This window comes from Psychrosphaera aestuarii (assembly GCF_017948405.1).
Taxonomy (GTDB): Bacteria; Pseudomonadota; Gammaproteobacteria; order Enterobacterales; family Alteromonadaceae; genus Psychrosphaera; species Psychrosphaera aestuarii.
Genome location: NZ_CP072844.1, coordinates 827,194 through 851,512, shown reverse-complemented (window position 1 = coordinate 851,512; position 24,319 = coordinate 827,194). Strand labels below are relative to the sequence as shown.

The following is a 24,319-nucleotide window of genomic DNA, read 5'->3' as shown; positions in this document are numbered from 1 at the left end:
GCTGGTTGCAAATTAGATTGACTTGATGGTGCCTTTTGGCAATACAGTATTGATAGAAGCTTTTTGGACCATCACTTCTGTACCTTCTGCTAATTCCACTTTTACAAAGTCTTTATCTTCAGATACTTTCGTGATTTTACCAATTAAACCACCTGCTGTTAGCACTTCATCACCTTTGCTTAATGAATTAACTAGGTTTTTGTGCTCTTTTACACGCTTCGCCTGTGGGCGATAAATCATGAAATAAAAGATCAGCGCGAAAATAACTAACATAATAATCATGTCTGGACCCGCAGCAGCAGCCGGTGCACCAGCAGCAGCGTGTGCGTTAGAAATAAATAAACTCATTAAAATCCCCTAAAGTAGTTTCTTATAATTTTTAATTTATGAAGTTTGATATAAGGACTAGCTATCGCAGTTACAATAGCTAGCCATATAATTAGTTGTATAATTTACGATTACTTTGACGCCTGAGGCGCACCTTCGTCCGACAATGGTGGAACAGGTAAGTCACGACGAGCATAAAACTCAGCAACATATTCCTCTAGGCGGTTTTCCTCAATCGCATCACGTAAGCTTTGCATGACACGTTGGTAATACCTTAAGTTGTGAATCGTATTTAATCGAGCACCTAAGATCTCATTACACTTATCTAAGTGATGTAGGTAAGCTCGTGAATAATTTTCACAGGTATAACAATCACAATTGTCATCTAAACGAGACGTGTCATCTTTATGTCGTGCATTACGGATCTTTATCACACCACCAGTGATAAATAAGTGACCATTTCTCGCGTTACGTGTTGGCATAACGCAGTCAAACATGTCTATGCCGCGACGAACTGACTCTACTAAATCTTCTGGCTTACCAACACCCATTAGGTATCGAGGTTTGTTCTCTGGAAGTTTATATGCAGTGGTGTCTAAGATATTAATCATATCTTCTTTTGGCTCACCTACTGACAAGCCACCTATAGCATAACCATCAAAACCAATAGACTCCAAACCCGCTAATGATATTTCACGTAAATCTGGATACATACCGCCTTGAACTATACCAAATAATGCCGAGTCACTGTCGCCGTGCTCTTGTTTTGAACGTTCAGCCCAACGTAAAGACAGTTCCATTGATGATTTAGCTTCTTCACGTGTCGCCGGATAAGGCGTACATTCGTCAAAAATCATTACAATGTCAGAACCTAGGTCACGCTGCACAGCAATTGAACGCTCTGGTGTAAGCATGATTTTTTCACCGTTGATCGGCGAACGAAACTCAACACCTTTTTCAGAAATTTTACGTAAGTCGCCAAGACTAAAAACTTGAAAACCACCTGAGTCAGTTAATATCGGCTTATCCCAGTTCATGAAGTCGTGTAAATCACCGTGTTTTTTGATGATTTCAGTACCCGGCCTTAACATTAAGTGAAAAGTATTGCCTAAGCATATATGAGCACCAGTCTCTTTAACTTCGTCTGGTGTCATACCTTTCACAGTACCGTAGGTTCCCACTGGCATAAATGCTGGAGTCTCAACTGTGCCGCGTTCAAAATGCAGTTTTCCTCGACGGGCCTTGCCGTCGGTATTCATTAATTCAAACTTCATGTGTGTCTCTTAAATTCTGTTTAATTTAACCGGCTAACCAGTTTAAAAATGGCCGTTATTATATCTAATACGGCTTTAAAAATCGCCTACTTTGACGACTTTACTCTGTATTTGTTTGTTTATTTGTTGAGTTGCTGCTTAGTAAGGAACATAGCGTCACCATAACTAAAAAAGCGATACTCATTGCTTACTGCCTCATTGTATCCGCGTAAGATGTTTTCTTTTCCAGAAAAGGCCGATACCAACATGATCAATGTTGACTCAGGCAAATGGAAATTAGTCACCATGGCGTCTACCAACTTAAATTCATAACCCGGATAAATAAAAATATCCGTTTCGCCAGTAAACGGTAACAAGGAGTCATACTCAGATGATTCCATATTGCACTTCCACGCGGCTGACTCTAACGAGCGAACCGACGTAGTACCGATTGCAATAACACGCTTACCATTTCGTTTAGTATCTTTAATTGCGTCGATTACAGACTCTGGCACTTCCGCGTACTCAGAATGCATTTTGTGCTCGGTAACTTCATCAACACGTATAGATTGAAAGGTGCCCGCTCCTACATGAAGTGTAATAAAGGCGATGTTGGCGCCTTTTTGTTTAATTGCCTCTAGTAAGCCTTCTGTAAAATGTAATCCAGCTGTCGGTGCGGCTACTGCGCCCGGCTTTTCATTATAAACGGTTTGATAACGTTCTTTATCATCCTCGGTGTCTGGACGGTCAATATAGGGCGGTAGAGGCATGTGTCCATGCTCTTCCAAAATAGCTAATACCGGCGAATCACCTGAAAAACGTAATTCAAATAAGTCATCATGACGAGCAATCATTTCAGCTTGAGCGCCGCCGTCAAATTCAATAACATTGCCAGGCTTAGGCGCTTTGTTTGCGCGTACATGAGCTAACACACTGTGTTCATCAAGCATACGTTCAACTAAAATTTCAACTTTACCGCCCGTCAATTTTTGGCCGAACATACGAGCTGGAATTACTCGGGTATTATTGAATACCAACAAATCGCCAGGTTCTACCAAATCAATAATTTCTGCAAAGTTACGATGGGTAATATCACCATTACTGCCATCAAGTTGCATTAATCGGCTGGCACTACGCTCGGCTTTTGGCGCCTTCGCAATTAGGTGTTCTGGTAAATCAAAATGAAAATCAGCGACTTGCACTACAGACCTCAACAATTAAAAAATTTGCGCTGTATTATACCAGTGTTTTTTGCATGACCCCACTAAAACAGATTGACTAAACAAATATCATTACTTGTTTAATCTCCATTTAATTTATAAAGTAAGACAAGTTATTTTTTATATGGTTTAGTCAATGTCGCAGTTGTTGCCGTTATTACTTATTACCTCTAACTTCCATATTAAACGACTACTGATGCAAAAGATCAGTAATCTGCAACTCTTTGAAATTGATGCTGTTCCTGATAGTGAAACTGCGATACAACATTTAAAGTCGACTAAATACCAATTTATTATTTCTGAGATCGCCATAGGAAAAGTGGATGGATGGAGTCTTTCCAGTTTAATTCGCTCCGATATCTATCTGTGTGATAAAAAAATACCTATCGTTTTAATAACTGATACACACTGCGAACGGATTGCGGAGGCAACCGCAAAATCATTCGGTATTAATGCAGTTGTTACAACTGAAGAAATATCGCAATTAAACCAAATACTTGCAGACGCCTTTTCGAGTCAAATCCCGGTAAACACGCGACTTACTACTCTCACAGTGGTTAGTGAACCTTCGTTGAGTGACCAGCTAAATAATTTATTTTCTAGTAAATTCCTAACTCTAGAAGCAGAAAGTGCTAAGCATGGTTTAGCCATTATTCGCCAACAAGCTATCGACTTAGTTGTTTTAGACAGTGATTTAGAAAATGATACAGCGCTGGCCCTACTCAATACTATTCGGCAAGAAAAGCCTGAAGTTTCCGTTGTTGTCATTATCCCAAAAAACGACACAAGCCGCGCCGAATTTTTTATGACGCAAGGTGCGAGTGATTTTATTTATAACCCTATTAATGTGTCCAGAATTATAAATGTTTGCGAACGAGCTGCACAACGTAATGACTTTATTATAAGTAACAAACAGTTCGCTGAAAAAGTGACATTGCTTGAGCTGAGTAAACAGAAATTTCAAAACCTGTCAGATGCGCACACAAAGCTATTAGAAAATTTAAGTTCTGTGGTTTTAGAGCTTGATACCACGGGACGAATTAAGTTTGTAAATAAGGCTTGGGAGTTACTAACTGGTTACCCAATAGAAGATTCATTAAATTTGCCACTCATAGAGTTTATCGAATTTGACGAGCTAGGAGGCCAACGCTTTAATCATCAATTAAACGATATACTAATGCAATCGGTCACTAGCACCACCACCGAACTTAAAATTAAAAACGTTAAAAATCAATCACTCTGGGTCGAAGTTAGACTGCATCAACTTGTAAAAGACGGATTTGTACAAGGGTTAACGGCTACGTTGGATAACATAGATGATCGCAAACAAGCGGAAGAGAAACTTCAACATCTTGCACTGCACGATACGTTAACTGGACTATATAACAGATATTATTTTGATAACGAGCTAAGTCGCCTTACATTGCTTGCATCAAGAGGCAAAGAGACTCATAGCCTGTTGTATATTGATCTTGACCACTTTAAAATAATTAATGATACCGAAGGTCACCAAATGGGTGACTTAGTATTAAAAGAAGTCGCGTTAATACTGACGCAGCGCTTGCGTCAATCGGATATTTTATGCCGAGTCGGTGGTGACGAGTTCATTATTCTTTTGTCTGAGACAAAGTTGAAAAATGCCATCGATATTGGAGAAAGTATCTGCCAACAAATTGCAGCAGCTCATTTCACATTTGGTAATACGACATACAAAATTAGTGCATCTATTGGTGTATCTGAAATTGATGGCCAATCAACGCCAGCGGAATATCTGCGTCAAGCTGACATCGCGCTCTATGTTGCTAAGAAAAAGGGTCGAAATCGAGCGCATAGTTATGAAGCTGATGACGTAGATTCAAACAAGCAGTTAGACAACATGAAGTGGGTTCAACGACTACAACAAGCTGTGATTGATGATAATCTTGTTATGCATTTTCAACCGGTTTGGGATTACGCTGATGAATGTGTTGGTTACTTTGAAGCTTTAGTTCGGTTAGAAATAGACAATAAAATCACTTACCCTAACGAGTTTATTCCGGCACTAGAACGAGCTGAAGACATCAGTTTTTTAGATCATCAAGTAATAAATAAAACAATCAAATTAATAAGTGAAAACCCAGGGTTGCACAAAGTGGCAATTAATCTGTCTGGCCAAGCCTTTTCCGATGAACGTTTGTTACCTTTAATTAAAGAGAAGTTAGCAATTTATAAAGTCCCCGGCGAGCGCATTATCTTTGAGTTAACAGAGTCAGCCAGTTTAACCAATGTTAGTGGCACTCGACGCATGATAGAGCAATTAAGCCTGATGGGATGTCAGTTTTCAATTGATGACTTTGGGACTGGCTTTAGTACCTTCTCTTATTTAAAAGAACTGCCTGCCCATTCCGTAAAAATAGACGGTAGCTTCGTTAAAGATATGAATGTGAATGACGTAGATAAAACATTAGTTACAGCCATTGCAAATGTCGCTCTTGTATTAAATAAGCATAGTGTGGCTGAGTTTGTAGAAAATAAAGAAATTTTTAATAATCTAAAAGAGATTGGCGTCACATACGCCCAAGGGTATTACATTAGTAAGCCGTTACCGCTACTAGAAGCCTTATCCTTTAAATTTAAACCAGAGTGAATCTTCTGATAATAAAAAACCGCTATATAAGCGGTTTTTTTATTACTTCGATAGCAAATAATTATCTACTCGCAATTGCTTTAGCTATTTCAGAGTCTGCAAAACCATTTGAATTGGCCCACTCTAGATCGCCAGAAGCTGCAAAGTGAGATGACGGCAGACGTTTTACCATAAACACACCTACTTCATTTGCATTTTTTTGGATAGCATAACGAATTAATGGTTCACCACCACAAGTTACACCATCATAGATATTTCTTAATTTAACGCCGGCATTTTTAAGCTTTTTACGAAAACGCCCTTTGTTGTCGTCAGCCACGTTGTCACAAACACCGGCTAAGAATGATGCAACATCATTTGCTTTGGCTGGTGTGCTCAAAGACATAACGCTTAAAACTACAACCGTTGATAAAAAAGCTACAATTGACTTCATATTGACTCTCATAATTAATTTTTTTGAACACTACCACAAAAATGGAGTATATCAACTCCAACCAATTCATGGAAGTTTATCAATCAATCTTCTGCAAAGTAACAAACTGATAATCATTTGCGTTTTTTTCATCCTTCAAATGCTTAACAGTCTCTATCTCTTGCCATTCACCTACTGTTTGCCAGTCCGGAAACTGGGTGTCGCCTTCTACTTGTAAATCTATAAACGTGAGATATAAAAAGCTAGCCATAGGTAAAAACTGCTGATAAATATTACCACCACCAATAACCATTATTTCTCTCTCGTTACAAAGTAAGTCTAAAGCTTTGGCTGTACTATTTACAGCATCAACACCATCGTGTTGCCAATCTTGGTTTCGCGTTATAACAACATTCCGCCTACCTGGTAAAGGCCTTCCGATAGACTCAAACGTCTTTCGTCCCATTACAACAGGCTTACCTAGTGTAACTTGTTTAAAGTGTTTTAGATCTGCTGGCATATGCCAAGGCATATCGTTATCTTTACCTATAACGCGGTTGTGAGCCATTGCTGCTATTAGTGATATTTTTGTCATATTTACAACTACTTTGTATAAAAAAGCCTTCCAAATGGAAGGCTATCATAATTAGGTTCTGACGTTTTATAAACCCTTACGGCTTATAAATTACTTCAACATCATAATCATCTTCATTCCAATCATCGTCATCTTCATCATCAATGTCGTCCATGGCGTTGTTATGATATGAATCCCACTGGAAGTCGACTTTTTCTTCTTCGGCAGTCATAACTTCGCGAGGCATATCTTCGAGCGCGTCTGATAGGTCATTACAAAGTTCTTTTGTATTTAAACTCTGTGACGCTGAAATTTGATAAATTGGACCTTCCCAACCGATTTGCTCTGCAATTTCTTTACAACGCTCATTCGCTTCATCTTCTGGCATTAAATCAATTTTATTGAATACTAACCAACGAGGTTTTGCTGCTAGCTTTTCACTGTACTGCTCTAACTCGCTAACAATTACTTTAGCATTTTCAACTGGATCTGACCCGTCAACTGGAAGGATATCGATTAAATGTAGCAATACACGACAGCGCTCTAGGTGGCGTAAGAACCTTATACCTAGTCCAGCTCCGTCAGCTGCCCCTTCAATAAGACCAGGAATGTCCGCGACAACGAATGAATTACCCGCACGAACAACACCTAAGTTAGGTACTAATGTTGTAAACGGATAGTCAGCCACTTTAGGTTTTGCGGCTGAAACAGAACGAATGAATGTTGACTTACCCGCATTCGGTAGACCTAACATGCCAACATCAGCAAGCAACAATAGTTCTAATTGAAGATTGCGGACTTCACCTTGAGTACCATTGGTTTTTTGGCGAGGCGCTCGGTTAACACTGCTTTTAAAACGAGTATTACCTAAACCATGGAAACCGCCTTTAGCAACAAGCAACTTTTGGTCAGCTCGTGTTAAATCACCGATAATTTCGCCTGTGTCTAAGTCTCTGGCACGAGTACCTACTGGTACTCTTAATACACAGTCTTCACCGCGTGAGCCCGTACATTGGCGACCTTTACCATTTTCTCCGCGCTGAGCCTTGTGAAAGCGCTCAAAACGGTAATCAATCAAGGTATTTAAACCTTCGTCAGCTAGTAAATAAACGTCGCCACCGTCTCCACCATCACCGCCGTCGGGGCCACCCATGGGAACATATTTTTCACGACGGAAAGAAACGGCACCATTGCCACCATCTCCGGCGTCGACTTTTATTTCAACTTCATCAACAAATTTCATTTTAGCCAACTAACTTTATGGATTAAATCACTTGTAACTATAAGACTGAACTGCAAAGTCTGCCAGTCTGCTACTACTATGTTTGTTACAAACAAAAAACCCCGCAATAGCGGGGTTTCAAATTTGTAACTATCGTATGCTTATTCAGCTACGATGCTTACGTATTTACGGTTAAGAGGACCTTTAACGTCGAATTTTACTTTACCGTCTGAAGTAGCGAACAACGTGTGATCGCGACCCATGCTTACGTTTGAGCCAGCGTGGAACTTAGTACCACGTTGACGAACGATAATGTTACCAGACAATACAGATTCGCCACCAAAACGCTTAACACCTAAACGTTTGCTTTCTGAATCACGACCGTTACGAGTACTACCACCAGCCTTTTTATGTGCCATTTTTAAGTACCTTCTTAATTAAGCGTTAATGCCTGTAATCTTCACTTCAGTGAACCATTGACGATGGCCCGCTTGTTTACGTGAATGCTTACGACGTTTAAATTTAACGATTTTAATCTTCTCACCACGACCGTGAGAAACAACTTCAGCTGAAACCTTTCCACCAGCTACTACTGGGGTACCGACTTTAACATCGTCACCGTTAGCAACTAATAACACCTGATCAAACTCAACTGTAGAACCAGTTTCTACGTCAAGTTTTTCTAGACGAATGGTTTGGCCTTCAGCAACACGGTGTTGTTTACCACCACTTTGGAATACCGCGTACATATTACTCCGTCTCCTGTGCGCTTTTCGCACAAATTAATTCTGTAAAACAGGGCGCGAATTCTAAATGACTAACAGACATTAGGCAAGTGTAATTTGTCTTTAATTTAATAAAATTTCTATTAGCTAATTATTCAAGCCATATAACCTCAATAATTAGGGCTTAAACGATAAAATTTTGGGAATTTTTTGATTGTCAGGTAAACTTCGTTTTCAAAATTTAAGGCAACCTATAAAACTGCAGTAGATGAATATAAAAAACATTCTAGAGCTGGCTGAACAAGACATGCAAAACGTGAATGCATGTATCGGAACGCAATTAAAATCAGACGTCGCATTGATCAACCAATTAGGGATGTATATCGTTAATAGTGGTGGTAAACGCATTCGTCCAATGCTGACTGTACTTGCAGCAAAAGCCCTTGGTTATCAGGGCGATAAACATCATACCTTGGCTGCCATTATCGAGTTCATTCATACTGCAACACTGTTGCATGATGACGTGGTTGATGAATCAACTATGCGCCGTGGCAAAGAAACGGCTAATGCAGTATTTGGAAATCAGGCCAGTGTATTAGTTGGGGACTTTTTATATACCCGTTCGTTCCAAATGATGGTCACACTGGAATCAATGCGCGTAATGAATATCCTGGCCGATGCGACTAACACTATCTCTGAAGGTGAAGTATTGCAGCTTATGAACTGCAACGATCCTGATACATCTGAGCAAAGCTACTTTGATGTTATTTATGGTAAAACTGCCCGTTTGTTTGAAGCTGCAACTCAACTCGCCGCAATTATTGCGGGTGCCGATGAGCAAATCGAAAAAGCAATGCAACTTTACGGCATGCATTTAGGAACGGCTTTTCAGCTAATTGACGATGTAATGGACTATAGTTCTGACGCCGATGACATGGGCAAAAACGTAGGTGATGATCTTGCTGAAGGCAAGCCGACACTGCCGTTATTGTACGCTATGTGGAACGGTAATGATGAACAGGCTGCTTTAATTAAAGACGCCATCGAAAATACCAATGGCATGGAACATTTTGATAACATTATGAATGCTCTGCATGAAACCAAAGCGCTTGAGTATGTGACAAAGAAAGCCGAATCCGAAGCCGATAAAGCAATAATGGCCTTAGACGCTATCCAAGACAACGAATTTAAACAGGCGCTGATTGGGCTTGCTCATACTGCTGTAAATAGAACTGCCTAAAGTTTAAGTTTAATCCAAGCCGTTATTAATAATCACGTTGCAATTGCAGAGTGAGTCACATTATCAAATGTACAATGTAAACACATTGTTTTACGACCTAGGGCTCAAGGGTGAATGGATTCCCTCCTAGAGACTTTAAACGAGCATTTTAGAACGTGAAATAGCAATACTTTGGGCAAAAATTCCTAACGTAAAGACGACTAAAGATAAAGTTCCCTTAAAACCTTTCGCTCCCTCCTTTTTCAATAAAAATTAAACCGTTCAACATCGCAAACCTATTATTCCGCAAACCTTATTATTTCGTAAAAAAACGAAATAACACTTGTCTAATTAATGTTATTTCGGTAATTTACGAAATAACAGTTTAAAACGGTAAAAATTATGGCAGATATCTTTCAAGCACTATCTAGCCCCGTAAGGCGCGAGATCCTCTCTATGTTAAAGAAGAAAGATCTCACCGCCGGTGAAATTGCAGAGCAAATTGATGTGGCTAAGTCCACCCTTTCAGGACATTTCAATGTCCTAAAGTCTGCGGGTTTAGTCATTACAGTAAAAACGGGAACCACCATAACCTACTCTCTTAATGCCAGTGTGGTAGAAGAATTAATGAGTGGCTTATTTTCTATATTTGGACAAAAAGACGAAAGTAAAAAGGAGTCTTTATGAACTTAGTTAAATTCAGCATCTTTATCACTGTTATAACGTGTGTAGTAGCTGCTATTGCCATCAATTTGGTACCCGAGGGATTACAACTCCCAATTCATTGGAACGCTAGCGGTGAAGTAGATCGAATGACTAACGCTACCACGGCGCTAATAATGCCTCCTGTTTTGATGATAGCGTCTCTTTTGGTTCTAACTGTATTAAAGCATTTAGAGCCGAGAAAAGAGAACCTTACTCATTCATTAACTGCAGCGCGAGCAATCATAGCGTCGGTGGTGGCTCTACTTGCAATTATCGAAGCCGGTTATTTAGCAATGCTATTAGGGGTAGAATTCGAAATGCATAAAGTCATTCTTGCATCGGTAGGATTAGTGTTAATGGTTGCTGGTAATTATATGAGCAAAACTAGAAGTAACTTTTTTATCGGCATTAGAACGCCTTGGACATTAAGTAGTGACGAGGTTTGGCGGAAAACACATAGGCTAGGTGGTAAATTGTTTATGTTAGCCGGTGTTATCACAATGCTTGTTGCACCTTTTGCTAACAACGAGCTACTAAAATTAGTGATCCCTGTTGTTGTTGTTCCTGCCGCACTAATACCCGTCGGCTATTCATGGTGGTTATGGCGAGAAGAACAAAAAAAGCACCCTTAGGTGCTTTTTTTAAATAAAAACCACGTTAGTTTTTATTATTTACCGTTTACGAACTCTTCACCAAGTGTGATGTCGCCACGTAAACCTTCGATCATTTCAGCTTTACATTTAGCTTCAAAGTCACTTAGGTCACCGTAATGGAAGATTTCTTTTACGCCATCTTTACCAATTAATACTGGCTGAGCAAAGAAACGAGCATCTTCACTATTTACTTCTACATATGTGTATTCGTAAACATCATCTTCGCCGTTAATAGCATCTACTAGGCTTAAGCAAAAACGTGCAGCTGCAAGGCCCATAGATAAAGTAGCAGAACCGCCACCAGCTTTAGCTTCAACAACTTCTGTACCAGCATTTTGGATACGGGTAGTTAGCTTCTCGATTTCTTCTTGAGAGAACTCAACACCTTCTACTTGAGAAAGTAGAGGAAGGATAGTTGTGCCACTGTGACCACCGATAACAGGAACAACGATGTCTTCACAGTTAAGTCCTTTTGCTTCAGCTACAAATGCTTCTGCACGGATTACGTCAAGCGTCGTTACACCAAATAATTTAGCAGGGTTGTATTTGCCTTTGGCTTTTAACGTTTCTGCAGCAATTGCTACTGTTGTGTTAACTGGATTTGTAATAATACCAGTAAGCGCCTCTGGGCAGTTGTCAGCAATACCTTCAACTAATGTTTTTACGATGCCCGCATTGATGTTAAATAAATCTGAACGGTCCATGCCTGGCTTACGAGGAACGCCCGCAGGAATAAGAACGATGTCTGCACCTGTTAACGCTTTTGCAAGATCGTCAGCGCCAAAACCTTCAACTTTAACTTGAGTTGGGATGTGGCTTAAGTCAACTGCAACACCTGGAACAACCGGTGCAACGTCATATAAGGCTAATTCAGAACCAGCAGGTAACTGAGTTTTAAGTAGTAATGATAAAGCCTGTCCGATACCACCAGCGGCACCTAATACTGCAACTTTCATATTAATCTCCAATTTTAATCAATGATCGAGAAGTAAATTTTGCCGCAACCATACTGAAAGTTCGGCGAAAACTCAATTCGCAATTAGTATTATATGATGAAATGCATTAAAATTCCGCCTGAGTAGCTGGCAAGGAAAAAATACAATGACGCAAAACAAGCAAGAAGCACTAATTAAAGCATTTAAAGAGCTTTTAAACGAGGAACGTTTCGGATCGCAAATAGATATCGTCGATGCGCTTAAAGGCCAAGGCTTCGATAATATTAGTCAATCTAAAGTATCTCGGCTACTAACACGCTTTGGTGCAGTAAGAACCCGTAATGCCAAACAAGAAATGGTTTATTGTCTACCTGCCGAGCTTGGTATGCCAACGGCAAAAAGTCCATTGCGTCAGTTAGTTTTAGATATTAATCACAACGAAGCGATGGTTATTATCAAAACTAGTCCTGGGGCTGCTCAGCTAATTGCTCGATTATTAGATTCTGTCGGTAAAGCAGAAGGTGTATTGGGGACTATTGCTGGTGATGACACTATTTTTATAGCGCCGTTAAAAGTAAGTGAGATTGAGCACACTCTTAATAACGTAAAAACATTATTTGAAACCGTGTAACTCAACCTCTACATTAATGACTATTTATTCGAAACTGATTTGACCGTCATAAGACCCACTTGTATGTCGGTTACTTCAACTTTATCACCCGCTAAAAGCGGTTCATCACTTTCTATTTTCCACGTTATACCTGAATATTGATAACTGCCAGGCTGAGTTGGCGACACAGCCGTCTCTAACCTAAACTGGTGTCCAAACAAATCAGAGTGCACATTATGCGCAGGTTCCGTTTTCTGTAGATTAGATAGCGGCTTCCATAATATGGCACTATAAACCCCTGACAAAACCGCAATGCATAACGAAATAACTGTCCATGTATCACTGATAATACCGAACTGTAATAACACTCCTGTTGTTAGCGTTGCCAATCCAATTAAAGTTAGGAAAAAGGTCGCAAAACCTAAAAAAACAATATCGATAACAGCAAGTAAAACACCCGCAGCCATTAACATTTGAGCTGTATTTTCAAAAAATGACATCACAGTCTCCTTTAGCTTTTATTCATGGTGCCAATAATACTCATAGCCTGCGCAACCATGCTACTCGCGTCAGTGGCGTTATCTGGAAGAAGAACAACCGACGATTCCTTCGCAATAGCCTGTTTAGCACTAATTGCTTTTGTTGCTAGGTCTAGCTGAATCGCTTTCTGACCCTGCTCGGTCTTGGCAACGTTACCAATTGTTTCTAAAGCTTCCGCTTTTGCTACCGCAACTTGCATAATCGCTTTCGCTTCACCTTCTGCCTTTAATATTTGCTCTAATTTTTCAGCTTCTGCAGCAAGTACTTGCGCTTGCTTTTGACCTTCCGCTACATTAATTGCAGCTTGACGATCACCCTCTGACTCTAAGACTTGAGCTCGTTTTTCACGCTCAGCTTTCATTTGGCGCTCCATCGCTTCCATTACAGATTGCGGTGGAATGATGTCTTTAATCTCATAACGTAAAACCTGAACGCCCCATGGACCAGCCGCTTCATTTATTGCTGCGACAATATTGGTATTTAACGAATCACGCTCTTCGAATGTCTTGTCTAGTTCCATTTTACCGATTTCACTACGCATCGTCGTTTGAGATAGTTGAATAACGGCAAATACATAATCGTCAACACCATAAGATGCTTTATAAGGGTCTAAAACTCGAAAGTACAATACACCATCAACAATTAATGAAATATTGTCTCGCGTAATCGCAGATTGACCTGGTACGTCAACGGCTTGTTCTTTTAAAGAGCGGTCATAAGCAACAACATCAACAAAAGGCACAATAAAGTTTAAGCCAGCCTCAATAGATTTATTAAATTTACCAAATCGCTCAATAACATATGCTCGATTTTGAGGAACAAACTTAATAGACGATTTCAGTAACACGACAACTAAAATTAGAAGTGCAAACTCAAACGAGATCATTGAGCTAAGTATTTCATTCATAATAAATTCCTTTTACAGCGGTTAAAAAGATAGAGAGGATAATTGATTAATTAACATTACCTTGATTTAGCAAGTAATCAATAGATGGTGCGAAAAAGGCTGCGCCCGTTTCTGCAGTTGTGTAATTCAGTAAATGATCATAGTTTCCGGCATCGCTACCAAACACCATATTTGCTAATATTTTTTCAAAGCTATCAGCATTAGCACAATACGAAACAAATAGAAGCCCCTGCGTCGTAAGGTTACCATAAGGCATACTTTGTCTTAGTAGCTGAATAGGCTCGCCATTAGAATCAAAACATCGAGCCCGAAACGCATGTGCGGTCTCAGGTAGTTCGTCTTGGCTTACTCTTGAATTATCCTTTTTATAGCGACCAATTATGAGCTCCTGCTCTTCAGTAGGGATACCTTGCCATCTGTTAATATTATGCCTATAACGCTGAATATGCACGTAGCTACCGTTATTAAATGGACCCGGCTCATCTATTAATGCAATTTTGCGCCTTAAACGACCTTTGGGATTTGCAGTGCCTTTTATAAAACCTGTTAAATCTCTACCATCCAAATATCTAAAGCAGGGAACCTGTTCTATTAACTCAACCATTTCACCAAATAGATTAAGTAGCCGTCGGCTAGCGATATAATTAACGTCATGTCTATCGGAGCGAAGTTGAAAAAATAAATCGACTGGCACGGCAGGCATATGTCGATCTTCATGGTGCATAGAGGGGAATGGTTTTAAATTGGCCGGTTTACTGTCTGGATATAGTTCCGACCAAAAGTTGGCACCTATAGCAACCACACCGCTAAACATAGCTTCGGAAAACTGCTCATTGATCTCATCGAATAACGCAGGCAGTTGGCTCAATGCCTCTCTTATTGCCGGCTCATATCCTTCATGGGTATTAAAAAACAAGTGCAAACCATGCAAATTTGCTTCACTGCATATGCCCCACTGTTCTCTCGACATTTGACTACCCACTAGTACGATTTTTTCTTATTTTAAATAGATTTATTCAAAAGTGAACTAAATTATATTAACTATACTTTATGCGTTTACTGTTAACTCTTTTATAGAGTTTTAGACTTTTATTACTACAATTAACAAAATTGTTAAAAAATTGTCATAATTAAACAAGTCTGAAATATTTCTGTAACATTTCTGTTGTTTAATGATGCGCATTCGAGCCAGGTCAGTTTGGCTTATGTTTAATTTAAATTTCGTTTACAGGTGTTCATATGAAAATGTTTAAGACGTTGGTTGCCACTTCAATTTTAGCTTCAATGCCTGCCGCTGTTTTAGCAGACCCTGTCGTTTACGGCAAAGCTAATTTAACTGTGCAATCGTCAGATGACGGAACAGAGTCAACAACTGAAATAAAAAGCAACGCATCACGCATTGGCATAAAAGGATCGCAAAAACTCGATGGCGGCCTGGAAATGGTTTACCAATATGAAGTACAAGTAGACGTTTCTGATGAGTCAAAAGAACTAAACCTAACGTCTCGTAGCCAATATATTGGTATCCGAGGTGCATTTGGTGAGTTATTAGTCGGCCGTAACGATACCGTATTAAAACAGTCACAAGGTAAATTCGATATCTTTTCTGACCTTGAAGGCGATATAAAAAGCTTGTGGAAAGGCGAGAATCGTATGAACGATTCAATCACTTATAAATCACCAAAGTTTAACAACTTTCAAGTTGGTGTAAGTTATATCCTAGACGAAGCTAACGATGACTCTTCGACTTCATTATCACTAGCATACGGTGATTCTGCTTTGAAGAAAGGCAAGTTTTATGCGGCTGTTGCTATGGACAACGAAGTGAAAGGTTATGACGCTACTCGTATTACATTCGCAACTAAAGTAAGCGACGTTATTGTCGGAGCAATGTTTCAAACACAAGAAAATGTGGCGACCGGTGAAGATAAGTCTGGTTACTTAGTAAATGCACAATATAAGCTTGGTAAATATAATTTAAAAGGTCAGTTTCAAACGTTGGAAGATGACAATGGCTTTACCTTTGGTGTAGACAGAAAGCTTGCAAAAAATTCAAAAGTTTTTGCATTTTACACCACATTTAACTTTGATATGGCTGAAGACGAAACTTATTTAGGCCTTGGTTTAGAACAAAAATTCTAAGATTTACCACCTAAATTAAATATAAAAAGGCTGCATTATTTTGCAGCTTTTTTTTGTTTAAAATTTAGTTAAATTAAATAATCCATGTCATATATCTGTCATATAAATTTACTAACATGACCATAGTTTAATAAAGATCTAATTCAATTCTCTATGGAGCAAGACATGAAATTAAAAGCACTCGTTAGCGCATTAGGTTTCACTTTAGTCACACTATTAAGTTCAACTGCGAACGCTGTTGATAAAGAGATACCTAAGTACGAAAAAGTAAGCGGTATATCAGGCAACCTATCATCAGTTGGTTCAGATACACTGGCTAATATGATGACATTTTGGGCAGAAGAGTTTAAACGTTACTATCCAAATGTTAATATTCAAGTTCAAGCTGCAGGTTCATCTACCGCTCCTCCAGCCCTTACCGAAGGCACTTCTAGCTTTGGCCCGATGAGCCGAAAAATGAAATCGAAAGAAGTTGAGTCTTTTGAAAAACGTCATGGCTATAAGCCTACTGCAATTCCAGTTGCAATAGATGCGTTAGCCGTATTTGTCCATAAAGACAATCCAATCAAAGGACTTAGTATTTCAGACGTGGATGCTATATTTTCTTCAAATCGTAAGTGTGGCAGTGATGCAGATATCGACCGCTGGGGTGATCTTGGTTTAACAGGTGAATGGACAGCAAAAGACATTCAACTATTTGGTCGAAATTCAGTATCTGGAACCTATGGTTATTTTAAGAAGAAAGCCCTGTGTAAAGGCGATTTTAAAAATAACGTGAACGAACAGCCTGGATCTGCATCTGTTGTCCAATCTGTGTCATCATCTTTAAACGGTATTGGTTATTCTGGTATAGGCTACAAGACATCTGGTGTTCGCGCCGTTCCTCTAGCAAAGCGTGGTGACAATTATATTACTGCCTCTATGGAAAATGCGGTAACGGGTAAATACCCTCTATCACGCTTTTTATACGTATATGTAAACAAACACCCGAACAAACCGCTTGCTCCAATGGAAGCAGAATTTGTGAAAATGATACTATCGCAAGCTGGACAACAAATTGTTGAAAAAGACGGTTACGTGCCGGTACCAGCTAACGTTGTAGAGAAACAGTTAAAATTACTTGGATTAAAATAATAGCTCTACACTCTTTACTTAAGCGAGGCTAGTCCTCGCTTTTGTTTGTGGAGGCAAAAAAAAGATAGTTATCTGGATCGGTATGTTTAACTTCTTTCGCTTTGTACATGGCTCTATCCGCATGTTTCATTAAAGTGTCTACGCGACTCGCTGTGCCAGGGTAAAAAGCTACTCCAGCGCTCATTCCTATTGTTACCGATAACCCGCTACCAGCTAATTCTATTGGTTTTTTTATTAAATTCCTTACCTTATCCATGGCATTTCGAACCATGTCCTCTCTGCCATTTTCTGTTTTCAGTAGCAGAACAAACTCATCGCCACCCCAGCGTATCACTACATCATCGTGTCGAATGGTATCGGTTAACCTATTTGCAACACTTATTAGCACTTCATCCCCGGCGTCATGTCCATAGGTGTCATTCACTTGTTTAAAACCGTTTAAATCAATCAAGACTAATGCAAACTCAACCTTTTGTTGTACTTTTGTTTGTATTGCTTTCTCTCCGCCATTTCTATTTAACACTTTAGTGAGTACGTCAAAATCCGCTTGTTTTGCTAATACTTCTAACTCTAATTTACGTTTAGATATATCGTTTAACATCACTTGGTAGTATCGTTCGCCTTCATCGGTGTCAATTTGCGTTGCAAATAGCTGAACCCACATATTAGCGGCTTGATTAAAGCTACGTAATTGATATTCACCCATGGCTATCTCTCCATGAGTAAACGCATCTCTAACCGACGTAAGCACAAGCTTGGGCTCCAAAAACAACTCCATTAAAAGCTCGCCGAATTCAGTATTCTGCTTATTAATATACAATCCTGTCGATTCTATCAAAGACACAAAGGCTTCATTAAATAGAACGAGTTTTCCTTCCGTATCCAATAACACGATTGACGACTTCGCATTTTCGAAAAGCATTCGAAATCGTCGTTCCAATGCTTCAATTTCAGCCCTTAATTTACGCTCCTGTTTTATTTTTTGTTCAACGTTATTCAAAATACCATTAGTGTCGCTTACCAAGACACCGATTTCGGTACCTTCGTGGTAACGTGGAGTAATAATGCGATCTTTTGTACCAGGCTCTAAAACATGAAGTGAATTGCTAACCCGTTTTAATGGCCGCGTTACTAAAAAATAACAAATAATAATAGATACCAGAGTTACGATTACCGCTAATAGATATAAAGCATAGGTATTCCCTGTGCTAATACGCGCAGCTTGACGTTCTATATTGCTAAAATCCGGCATTACTAATATTTCAGCTATTTTTTCATCTGTTAAGAATGGGTGGTAAATAGAAAAAGTTTGTACGTTTGCTTTTTGAAGGTACTTAGCGTTTATTTCATATTTAATGCTATCACTTTTAAATGCGGCCGCTTTTACATTTTTGCTTCGCATCAAGCCGTTAATAACCTCTTTGGCTAATTCTTCATCAGACACAAATGCAGCGATAGAGGCAGTAGGAGAGACTATTTGTAATAGCTCTTCGATAGATGAATTGGCATTAGAGATTTCAGCGTTATAAGTCAAATTGTAAAAATATTGAGAAAAAGTAAACGCAATAGCAAAGGCCGAAAGTATTATCAACGACGCTAACCTATTGGCAATACCCATTGTTTTAATCAAATTCATACACCACTTTCATTGAGTCGTTGAGCTGATAACGATATACGTAGCAAACTGCATTTTTTTCATTTTTTAAAATAGTTTCAATATCTTCCAACGTAGTAAGTTCCAACGGTGGTCGCACACGCCCTGTAAATTTCAACCGTGACCAGTAGGCATTTACTCTTGCCAGCGATAATCCCACTAACGCGTTATAAAAATCAGATTTGATATTATTGTCACCAGAAAAGTCTATTGGTTTTGCCGTATTCCCATCAGAAAAAGCCGAGTACTTGCCCATATATAGATCAATCAGCTCTTTTCTATTTATTGAATCAACTGGATTTTCTTTGCTCGTTACCACTAAGATTTGTGAATTATTGGCGTCGGCAATTGCCCCCCATGAGCATAACAACATAAAGGTTAATAAGGTTGTTGATAAAAATCGAGTTATTGTCATCAAAAGCTAAAACTCACTGCCGCAAACACATTATTAAAGGACTCTTCGGTTCCCTCCACACGGAATTTATCTGATTTTTGCAAACCGCCACCGCGCTCATCAACATTTACTTTTTGCCATTGTAGTTTAACTGCAAGTGATTCAGATACATCCCATCTCCAGCCAATAGAAAATGTTTCTTGATTGTGTCTAAATATTGCTACTACTTCTTCTATTACAAAGGCAATGTCTCTACTAATAGGGGAATCCAAAGGGATCTCATCAAAATAATACTCTTCAGATTCTGCCATTGAATAGGTAACATAAAAGGTATGCCCATTCATTAAATAGCTTAAATTTATAAAGCCATTTTCAATATGCTCTATCGGCAAGGTTTCCGAGTCGATATGAACCCACTCTGCAGACACTTCATAATTACCGAATGCTTTCATTGCATATATTGAGCCGTAAGATATTTGTTTATTTGTAAAATCTAGCTGGTTTGCTAGCTCAGGTGCCGCGGGGAAAATAGCAGAAAATGTTGGGATAAGTTCAACATAGAAATCAAGATTATCAGAGCTATTTGTTGCCGCAGCTTCGGTATATCGAGCTGCAAATAACCAAGAATAAGAGGACAGCTCTAACTTTATGCCAGTTAAGTCGTCAAAAAAAACAGGATCATATGTTGATGACGAGAAATCACTTTCGGTTTTCCCGTAAAAGCCTTTCACGGAATAACTAAATAAATCCGTTCTCCCTGAATACGTTGCGTCGAATCCATCTGTACTCCTATTTGGCACAAAACCGTATACTTCGTTTGGAACTACGACCCAGGGATAAGCTATACCCACTTCGCGAACATCACTAAGTTGAAAAACATCAATAGCCGTTCTGCCAGCACGAAAGCTCCATTGCGGCGAGACCTTGTAACGCACAAACGCCAATTGAGCTAAATTGTCTAAACCATATTTATCCTGCTTTTTATAAACCAGTTGCGCCACCGCATCCCAATGCTCGTTTATTGAATAGTCAAATTGAACGCCTAGGTTGCTAACCGGCGTAAACCTGAATTCATTGGATTTCGCTCCGATATTTTGTGACATATCCGCACGATAGCCATATTGTGAAGAGTTAGTTTGAACGCCACCAATAGTAGCGAATCCACTAAAATTAAATTCATTTGCTTTTACATGTTTAATAAACAAAGCGTTTACTACAGCTAAAAATGCGACAATAAAAATGTGTTTAGATTTAATCATGAGTTATCAGTAGCTACTGTAAATCCTAATTTGAAGAATTACCTTTAAGGATAGCCATAAATCTGGATTTTGACACACGATGGTGATTAATTTCAGCTAGTTATGGTGATTTTTTAACACCGGCGAAAGTTGACGGCGCGTTATGTTTGGCAAAAACAGCCCGAAACATTTGAGACAATGAGGTTTGGGTTAAATCCTTGCGAATAGTTATTCATCGCCACTTCAACAAAGCTGTTATTTGATGAACAACTATAGCCAGCAGAGTAAGGCCCCATATACACCAATTCGCCCTTATCTAAAACAACAAGTGAAGGCGTTGCCGGAATCAGCGATGTAATAGAGTCAGAAACTTCGACGATCTCAATGGTAAAACCTTGGTCTTCAAATACCTTATCAAGATCTTTCTTATGCTCGGATGGCACTTTATTGCACCCACAGTTTGGATCTGTAAAATGAATAACTCGCTTTTGTGCTAAACCACTTAAAGGATGGACAGACACTAGTTTTTTAACGACATCTTCGGACTTTGCATTTGCTAAAAGACCATTTGGATCAAATGGCTTTAGGCGTTTTGAAACAAAATAATAAGCGCTAACGGCAGTTAAAGTAAGCCAAACTGCCGTTAATAAATAGTATCCCCAGTGAAGCTTATTATTTGAAGTTTGATACATAATGCTCTAACGATGAAATAGATGCCTCAATCCGTTTAGCTTCAACTGAAAGGTCGTTAATTCTATCAACATCTTCGCCACTTGAATTTCTGATGTTATCTGTAATCTCAGAAATCTGGTTAATTGATTGTGATTGTTCTTCGACGGAACTAGCAACAGCCATCGAAATATCATTAGACTTCGCAACAAGGTAAGTCGCTTCTTTAATTTTACTACCAGCATCACTAGCCACTTCATTTACATTACTTACGATTTCGATACACTGGCTCATTGACTCTGTAGAGCGGTTTGAGTATTCCATCAACTGTGCAATCGTTTCGGTAATTTTTGCCGTGCTTTCTTTTGTTCTATTGGCAAGCGCTCTGACCTCATCGGCCACGACAGCGAAACCTCTGCCTTGCTCACCCGCTCTGGCAGCCTCAATAGCCGCATTCAGTGCTAACAAATTTGTTTGTTCAGCAATACCTGAAATCTCAGCCAATACTGCGGAAATTGCTTCGCTAGATTTAGACAGCTCAGTTATTTCAGAACTCGTTAGATTTAAGGCGTTCGTTAACGTCTCGTTGCTAGTATTAATATCTGAAATACACGTTTTCGTCACTTCCGTTAAATTAAGCGCTTCGCCCATTTGTGCACTAAGCAGTGATGCGTTGTCAGAAATTAGATTTACCGTATGAACCATTTCTGCAATTGAGGACGCAATGCTATTGATTTCTTCAGATCGATATTTAGTTGACGTTTCAAGGCCACTTTTAACCGATGACAATTTTTTGTTATTTTCGATCAGTTCAATAGATTGAGATTTAACATCATCTATCGTGTTATTCAGAAGCGATAATAAGTTATTAAAACCCTCAAGAATTTGATTGTCTGGTATTTTACTACGAACTTTTAAATCAATTTCTTTTGGATTAGAAACTAGATAACCCGTTAAATTTGCCAGCTCATTTCCTACTATGCTGTCATCGTATAATTGTTTAGCAATATAACCTGCAACACAGGCCTCAACAATTGCATAAGCGGCATGAATAAGTACTGTTGTGAAATGCAGTCTGTCTTCGTCAAAGATATACACTCCTGCGCCATTGACTTGCATAAAATAAAAAGAAAAATGATGAACAGCAATCAGACCAATGGCGGTAATAAATACTCGCCAGTCGCTGTAAATAATGAGAAATGCCATCAGTATAAATATCTCAAAATGTACTTCAATTAGACCATTTAATTGGTGTATGTGGAGGCAGGCAAACACCATAGATACAAGAGCCGCAACATGTCTTGTTAACGCTGATTCAGGCGCTGTTTTTATCATAAACAAGCCAATCGCCATTGCTGGGCCACCAATCACGATGGCTTCTAATAGCGTATTGTTCACAAACGAGATAAGAATTGACTCAATAAACAGAGCAATAAATAAGAAAGTAAATAATTTAGATTGTTTGTTCATAAAAGTCCTCATTAAATCTAAATACCGCCAGATAAACTAATCGTCTTTGAATATTGTTACCCTAAGTGTAGTAGCTCTTTATATTTTGAAGATATTTTTTGTATATTGTATTGATGTAGCTACGTAACATAAGTAGTACTCTTATAATCAACACTTAGTTTATAAACGTAAGTAATTAATAAAAAAGTGAAAGTCACCCGTAATTTAAAGGAGCTAGGGAGCGGTTAGAACGCGACTACTTAACAAGTATCACTTGAACCCTGAAAAATTCAGGGATGAATAATTTATTTAGGATTCTGATTTACTGATAGTGAATATTCGTCGAAGGCTGCGTATTCCTTAAACGAAACACACTGATAAAAAGGTGCGAGATGACCGATAAGCCGGGTTTTGTCTTGGACAATCATTCGTCTAGGCCAATAATTGCTTATTGGCTCAAGCTTTCTACCCGGTTCCGACGTGGGCCACGCCTGTACTTCAAGAGTACTGGAACCCTATTTGAAATTGCTCCGAGTGGAGTTTACCGTGCCACGAACTATTACTAGCCGCGCGGTGCGCTCTTACCGCACCCTTTCACCCTTACCTGTGCTAATAAATTAGCCATCGGCGGTATACTCTCTGCTGCACTGGTCGTAGGCTCACGCCCCCCAGAAGTTATCTGGCACTCTGCCCTATGGAGCCCGGACTTTCCTCCCCTCTGTCCGTCTGCTTATGAGTAAACTCAAAAACACAACGACAAAGCAGCGATTGTCTGGTCATCTCGCAGGCTGGATTATAGCCGAGTATAAACAAGAATGCATCTAACGATTAGTATGAATCGCTAGTCTTGCCAAGTCAGCGCTAACTTGTACAAATCGTTTTTCTTTAAATCATGAATTTTAGCTGTAATTGCCGCTGCTTTTTTGGTCGGCAATTCTTCCATTAACGATTTTAATAGCATTTCTGCCTCAGGAGACAGAGCGGATTCCTCTTTGTTTGGCGATAACATTATTACCATTTCACCCTGCTGACGATCTTTATCTTCACCGAACCAATCGATGACTTCCTGTGCAGTACCCGATTTAAATGCTTCGTAATGTTTAGTCAGCTCTTTTGCAACGACAACTTGTTTATCGTCACCTAGTGCCTCGGCCACATGTTTTAATGTATCAATAATTCGCCGTGGGCTTTCATAAAATACCGTTGTGAAGTCGGCGTTTTTATAGGATGTCAAAATGGCTAATTTGGCTTGTTGTTTAACGGGCAAAAAACCAGCAAATAAAAACTTATCGGTCGGCAATCCAGCCGCACACAAGGCTGTGATTACGGCACTTGGCCCCGGAATCGGAGTAACTTGAACGTTTTGCTCGCGAGCCAAGTTAACTAAGTTATAACCAGGGTCAGAAATAAGTGGTGTACCGGCGTCACTTATTAGCGCAATGCTTTTACCTTGGGCTATTTGATCAAGTAGCGATTGTGCTTTTTGTTTTTCATTATGGTCATGCAGTGGAAACATTTTAGTTTTAATACCAAAGTGACTAAGTAGTTTTCCACTATGACGGGTATCTTCTGCTGCTATCAAGTCAACTTCATTTAAAGTATCGAGTGCGCGCTGCGTTATGTCGGATAAATTTCCAATTGGTGTTGCTACAATATATAAAGTTCCTGGATTCGACATCATGACCTCTTTAAGCCGTTGTTTATAGCAGTA

The 24,319-nt window shown here is 39.2% G+C and carries 25 protein-coding genes and 1 other RNA gene; 7 read left to right on the top strand and 19 right to left on the bottom strand.

The window, feature by feature from the left end; translation table 11 throughout:
* Positions 1–12 precede the first annotated feature (12 nt).
* From yajC to queA, 3 genes are all read right to left on the bottom strand, one after another.
* The gene (yajC, locus tag J9318_RS03940; RefSeq protein WP_210561422.1) at positions 13–348 is read right to left on the bottom strand and encodes a preprotein translocase subunit YajC; all 336 of its coding nucleotides are present in this window, start codon (positions 346–348) and stop codon (positions 13–15) included.
* A 110-nt stretch (positions 349–458) separates the two neighbouring features.
* Entirely contained in the window at positions 459–1,601 is a 1,143-nt protein-coding gene (tgt, locus tag J9318_RS03935; protein WP_210561420.1) for a tRNA guanosine(34) transglycosylase Tgt, read from the bottom strand.
* A 119-nt stretch (positions 1,602–1,720) separates the two neighbouring features.
* A complete protein-coding gene (gene queA, locus J9318_RS03930; RefSeq protein ID WP_210561419.1) occupies positions 1,721–2,782 on the bottom strand; it encodes a tRNA preQ1(34) S-adenosylmethionine ribosyltransferase-isomerase QueA in 1,062 nt (353 codons plus the stop codon).
* 154 nt (positions 2,783–2,936) lie between these two features.
* Between queA and J9318_RS03925 the strand changes: the two genes are divergently transcribed.
* The gene (locus J9318_RS03925; protein ID WP_210561417.1) at positions 2,937–5,426 is read left to right on the top strand and encodes an EAL domain-containing protein; all 2,490 of its coding nucleotides are present in this window, start codon (positions 2,937–2,939) and stop codon (positions 5,424–5,426) included.
* A gap of 61 nt (positions 5,427–5,487) precedes the next feature.
* On the opposite strand, the gene J9318_RS03920 is transcribed toward J9318_RS03925, so the two are convergent.
* The 5 genes from J9318_RS03920 to rplU all read right to left on the bottom strand — a co-directional run bounded on the left by J9318_RS03920 (position 5,488) and on the right by rplU (position 8,383).
* Positions 5,488–5,859 carry a DUF3718 domain-containing protein gene (locus J9318_RS03920; RefSeq protein ID WP_210561415.1) on the bottom strand — a complete coding sequence of 124 codons (372 nt, stop codon included), beginning with the start codon at positions 5,857–5,859 and terminating at the stop codon, positions 5,488–5,490.
* 79 nt (positions 5,860–5,938) lie between these two features.
* Positions 5,939–6,433, bottom strand: a complete 495-nt coding sequence (folA, locus tag J9318_RS03915; RefSeq protein WP_210561413.1) for a type 3 dihydrofolate reductase — start codon at positions 6,431–6,433, stop codon at positions 5,939–5,941.
* A gap of 76 nt (positions 6,434–6,509) precedes the next feature.
* Entirely contained in the window at positions 6,510–7,655 is a 1,146-nt protein-coding gene (cgtA, locus tag J9318_RS03910; RefSeq protein ID WP_210561411.1) for an Obg family GTPase CgtA, read from the bottom strand.
* Positions 7,656–7,795: 140 nt separating this feature from the next.
* Positions 7,796–8,053, bottom strand: coding sequence for a 50S ribosomal protein L27 (gene rpmA, locus J9318_RS03905; protein ID WP_210561409.1), 258 nt, complete (start codon positions 8,051–8,053; stop codon positions 7,796–7,798).
* A gap of 18 nt (positions 8,054–8,071) precedes the next feature.
* Positions 8,072–8,383 (bottom strand): 50S ribosomal protein L21, encoded by a 312-nt coding sequence (gene rplU, locus J9318_RS03900; protein WP_210561407.1) that lies wholly within the window; start codon positions 8,381–8,383, stop codon positions 8,072–8,074.
* A 244-nt stretch (positions 8,384–8,627) separates the two neighbouring features.
* Here rplU and ispB point away from each other — a divergent pair, with 244 nt between their 5' ends.
* The 3 genes from ispB (at position 8,628) to J9318_RS03885 (ending at position 10,915) form a co-directional block, all read left to right on the top strand.
* Entirely contained in the window at positions 8,628–9,599 is a 972-nt protein-coding gene (ispB, locus tag J9318_RS03895) for an octaprenyl diphosphate synthase (protein ID WP_210561405.1), read from the top strand.
* Positions 9,600–9,980: 381 nt separating this feature from the next.
* The gene (locus J9318_RS03890) at positions 9,981–10,265 is read left to right on the top strand and encodes an autorepressor SdpR family transcription factor (protein ID WP_210561403.1); all 285 of its coding nucleotides are present in this window, start codon (positions 9,981–9,983) and stop codon (positions 10,263–10,265) included.
* Entirely contained in the window at positions 10,262–10,915 is a 654-nt protein-coding gene (locus J9318_RS03885) for an SdpI family protein (RefSeq protein WP_210561401.1), read from the top strand. The genes J9318_RS03890 and J9318_RS03885 overlap by 4 nt, the downstream gene beginning before the upstream one ends.
* Positions 10,916–10,950: 35 nt before the next feature.
* Here the strand turns inward: J9318_RS03885 and mdh are convergent, their stop codons facing one another.
* Positions 10,951–11,892, bottom strand: coding sequence for a malate dehydrogenase (mdh, locus tag J9318_RS03880; RefSeq protein ID WP_210561400.1), 942 nt, complete (start codon positions 11,890–11,892; stop codon positions 10,951–10,953).
* Between the two features lie 145 nt (positions 11,893–12,037).
* Between mdh and argR the strand changes: the two genes are divergently transcribed.
* The gene (argR, locus tag J9318_RS03875; protein WP_210561398.1) at positions 12,038–12,502 is read left to right on the top strand and encodes a transcriptional regulator ArgR; all 465 of its coding nucleotides are present in this window, start codon (positions 12,038–12,040) and stop codon (positions 12,500–12,502) included.
* Positions 12,503–12,522: 20 nt separating this feature from the next.
* On the opposite strand, the gene J9318_RS03870 is transcribed toward argR, so the two are convergent.
* The 3 genes from J9318_RS03870 to J9318_RS03860 are packed head-to-tail and all read right to left on the bottom strand — an operon-like array spanning position 12,523 to position 14,898.
* Positions 12,523–12,981, bottom strand: a complete 459-nt coding sequence (locus J9318_RS03870; protein ID WP_210561392.1) for an NfeD family protein — start codon at positions 12,979–12,981, stop codon at positions 12,523–12,525.
* A gap of 11 nt (positions 12,982–12,992) precedes the next feature.
* Entirely contained in the window at positions 12,993–13,928 is a 936-nt protein-coding gene (locus J9318_RS03865; protein ID WP_210561390.1) for an SPFH domain-containing protein, read from the bottom strand.
* Positions 13,929–13,974: 46 nt separating this feature from the next.
* The gene (locus J9318_RS03860) at positions 13,975–14,898 is read right to left on the bottom strand and encodes a Dyp-type peroxidase (protein ID WP_210561388.1); all 924 of its coding nucleotides are present in this window, start codon (positions 14,896–14,898) and stop codon (positions 13,975–13,977) included.
* Positions 14,899–15,167: 269 nt separating this feature from the next.
* On the opposite strand from J9318_RS03860, the gene J9318_RS03855 reads away from it, so the two are divergent.
* Together J9318_RS03855 and J9318_RS03850 are read left to right on the top strand one after the other, a co-directional pair.
* Entirely contained in the window at positions 15,168–16,070 is a 903-nt protein-coding gene (locus J9318_RS03855; protein ID WP_210561386.1) for a porin, read from the top strand.
* Positions 16,071–16,235: 165 nt separating this feature from the next.
* On the top strand, positions 16,236–17,204 hold the full coding sequence (locus J9318_RS03850) for a PstS family phosphate ABC transporter substrate-binding protein (protein WP_210561384.1): 969 nt from the start codon (positions 16,236–16,238) through the stop codon (positions 17,202–17,204).
* Positions 17,205–17,232: 28 nt separating this feature from the next.
* Here J9318_RS03850 and J9318_RS03845 read toward each other — a convergent pair whose 3' ends face one another.
* The 7 genes from J9318_RS03845 to rsmI form a co-directional block, all read right to left on the bottom strand.
* Positions 17,233–18,840, bottom strand: a complete 1,608-nt coding sequence (locus J9318_RS03845) for a sensor domain-containing diguanylate cyclase (RefSeq protein WP_244731864.1) — start codon at positions 18,838–18,840, stop codon at positions 17,233–17,235.
* Positions 18,827–19,273: a hypothetical protein gene (locus tag J9318_RS14020; protein ID WP_244731861.1), complete on the bottom strand. Its 447-nt coding sequence runs from the start codon at positions 19,271–19,273 to the stop codon at positions 18,827–18,829. The genes J9318_RS03845 and J9318_RS14020 overlap by 14 nt, the downstream gene beginning before the upstream one ends.
* On the bottom strand, positions 19,273–20,511 hold the full coding sequence (locus tag J9318_RS03835) for a hypothetical protein (protein WP_210561376.1): 1,239 nt from the start codon (positions 20,509–20,511) through the stop codon (positions 19,273–19,275). The genes J9318_RS14020 and J9318_RS03835 overlap by 1 nt, the downstream gene beginning before the upstream one ends.
* A gap of 140 nt (positions 20,512–20,651) precedes the next feature.
* A complete protein-coding gene (locus J9318_RS03830) occupies positions 20,652–21,182 on the bottom strand; it encodes a DUF6436 domain-containing protein (RefSeq protein ID WP_210561373.1) in 531 nt (176 codons plus the stop codon).
* Complete coding sequence (locus tag J9318_RS03825) at positions 21,163–22,629, bottom strand: methyl-accepting chemotaxis protein (protein ID WP_210561371.1); 1,467 nt, start codon at positions 22,627–22,629, stop codon at positions 21,163–21,165. The genes J9318_RS03830 and J9318_RS03825 overlap by 20 nt, the downstream gene beginning before the upstream one ends.
* 363 nt (positions 22,630–22,992) lie before the next feature.
* Positions 22,993–23,392: RNase P RNA component class A (rnpB, locus tag J9318_RS03820), an RNA gene on the bottom strand.
* 57 nt (positions 23,393–23,449) lie between these two features.
* Positions 23,450–24,286 (bottom strand): 16S rRNA (cytidine(1402)-2'-O)-methyltransferase, encoded by an 837-nt coding sequence (rsmI, locus tag J9318_RS03815; RefSeq protein ID WP_210562353.1) that lies wholly within the window; start codon positions 24,284–24,286, stop codon positions 23,450–23,452.
* Positions 24,287–24,319 lie beyond the last annotated feature (33 nt).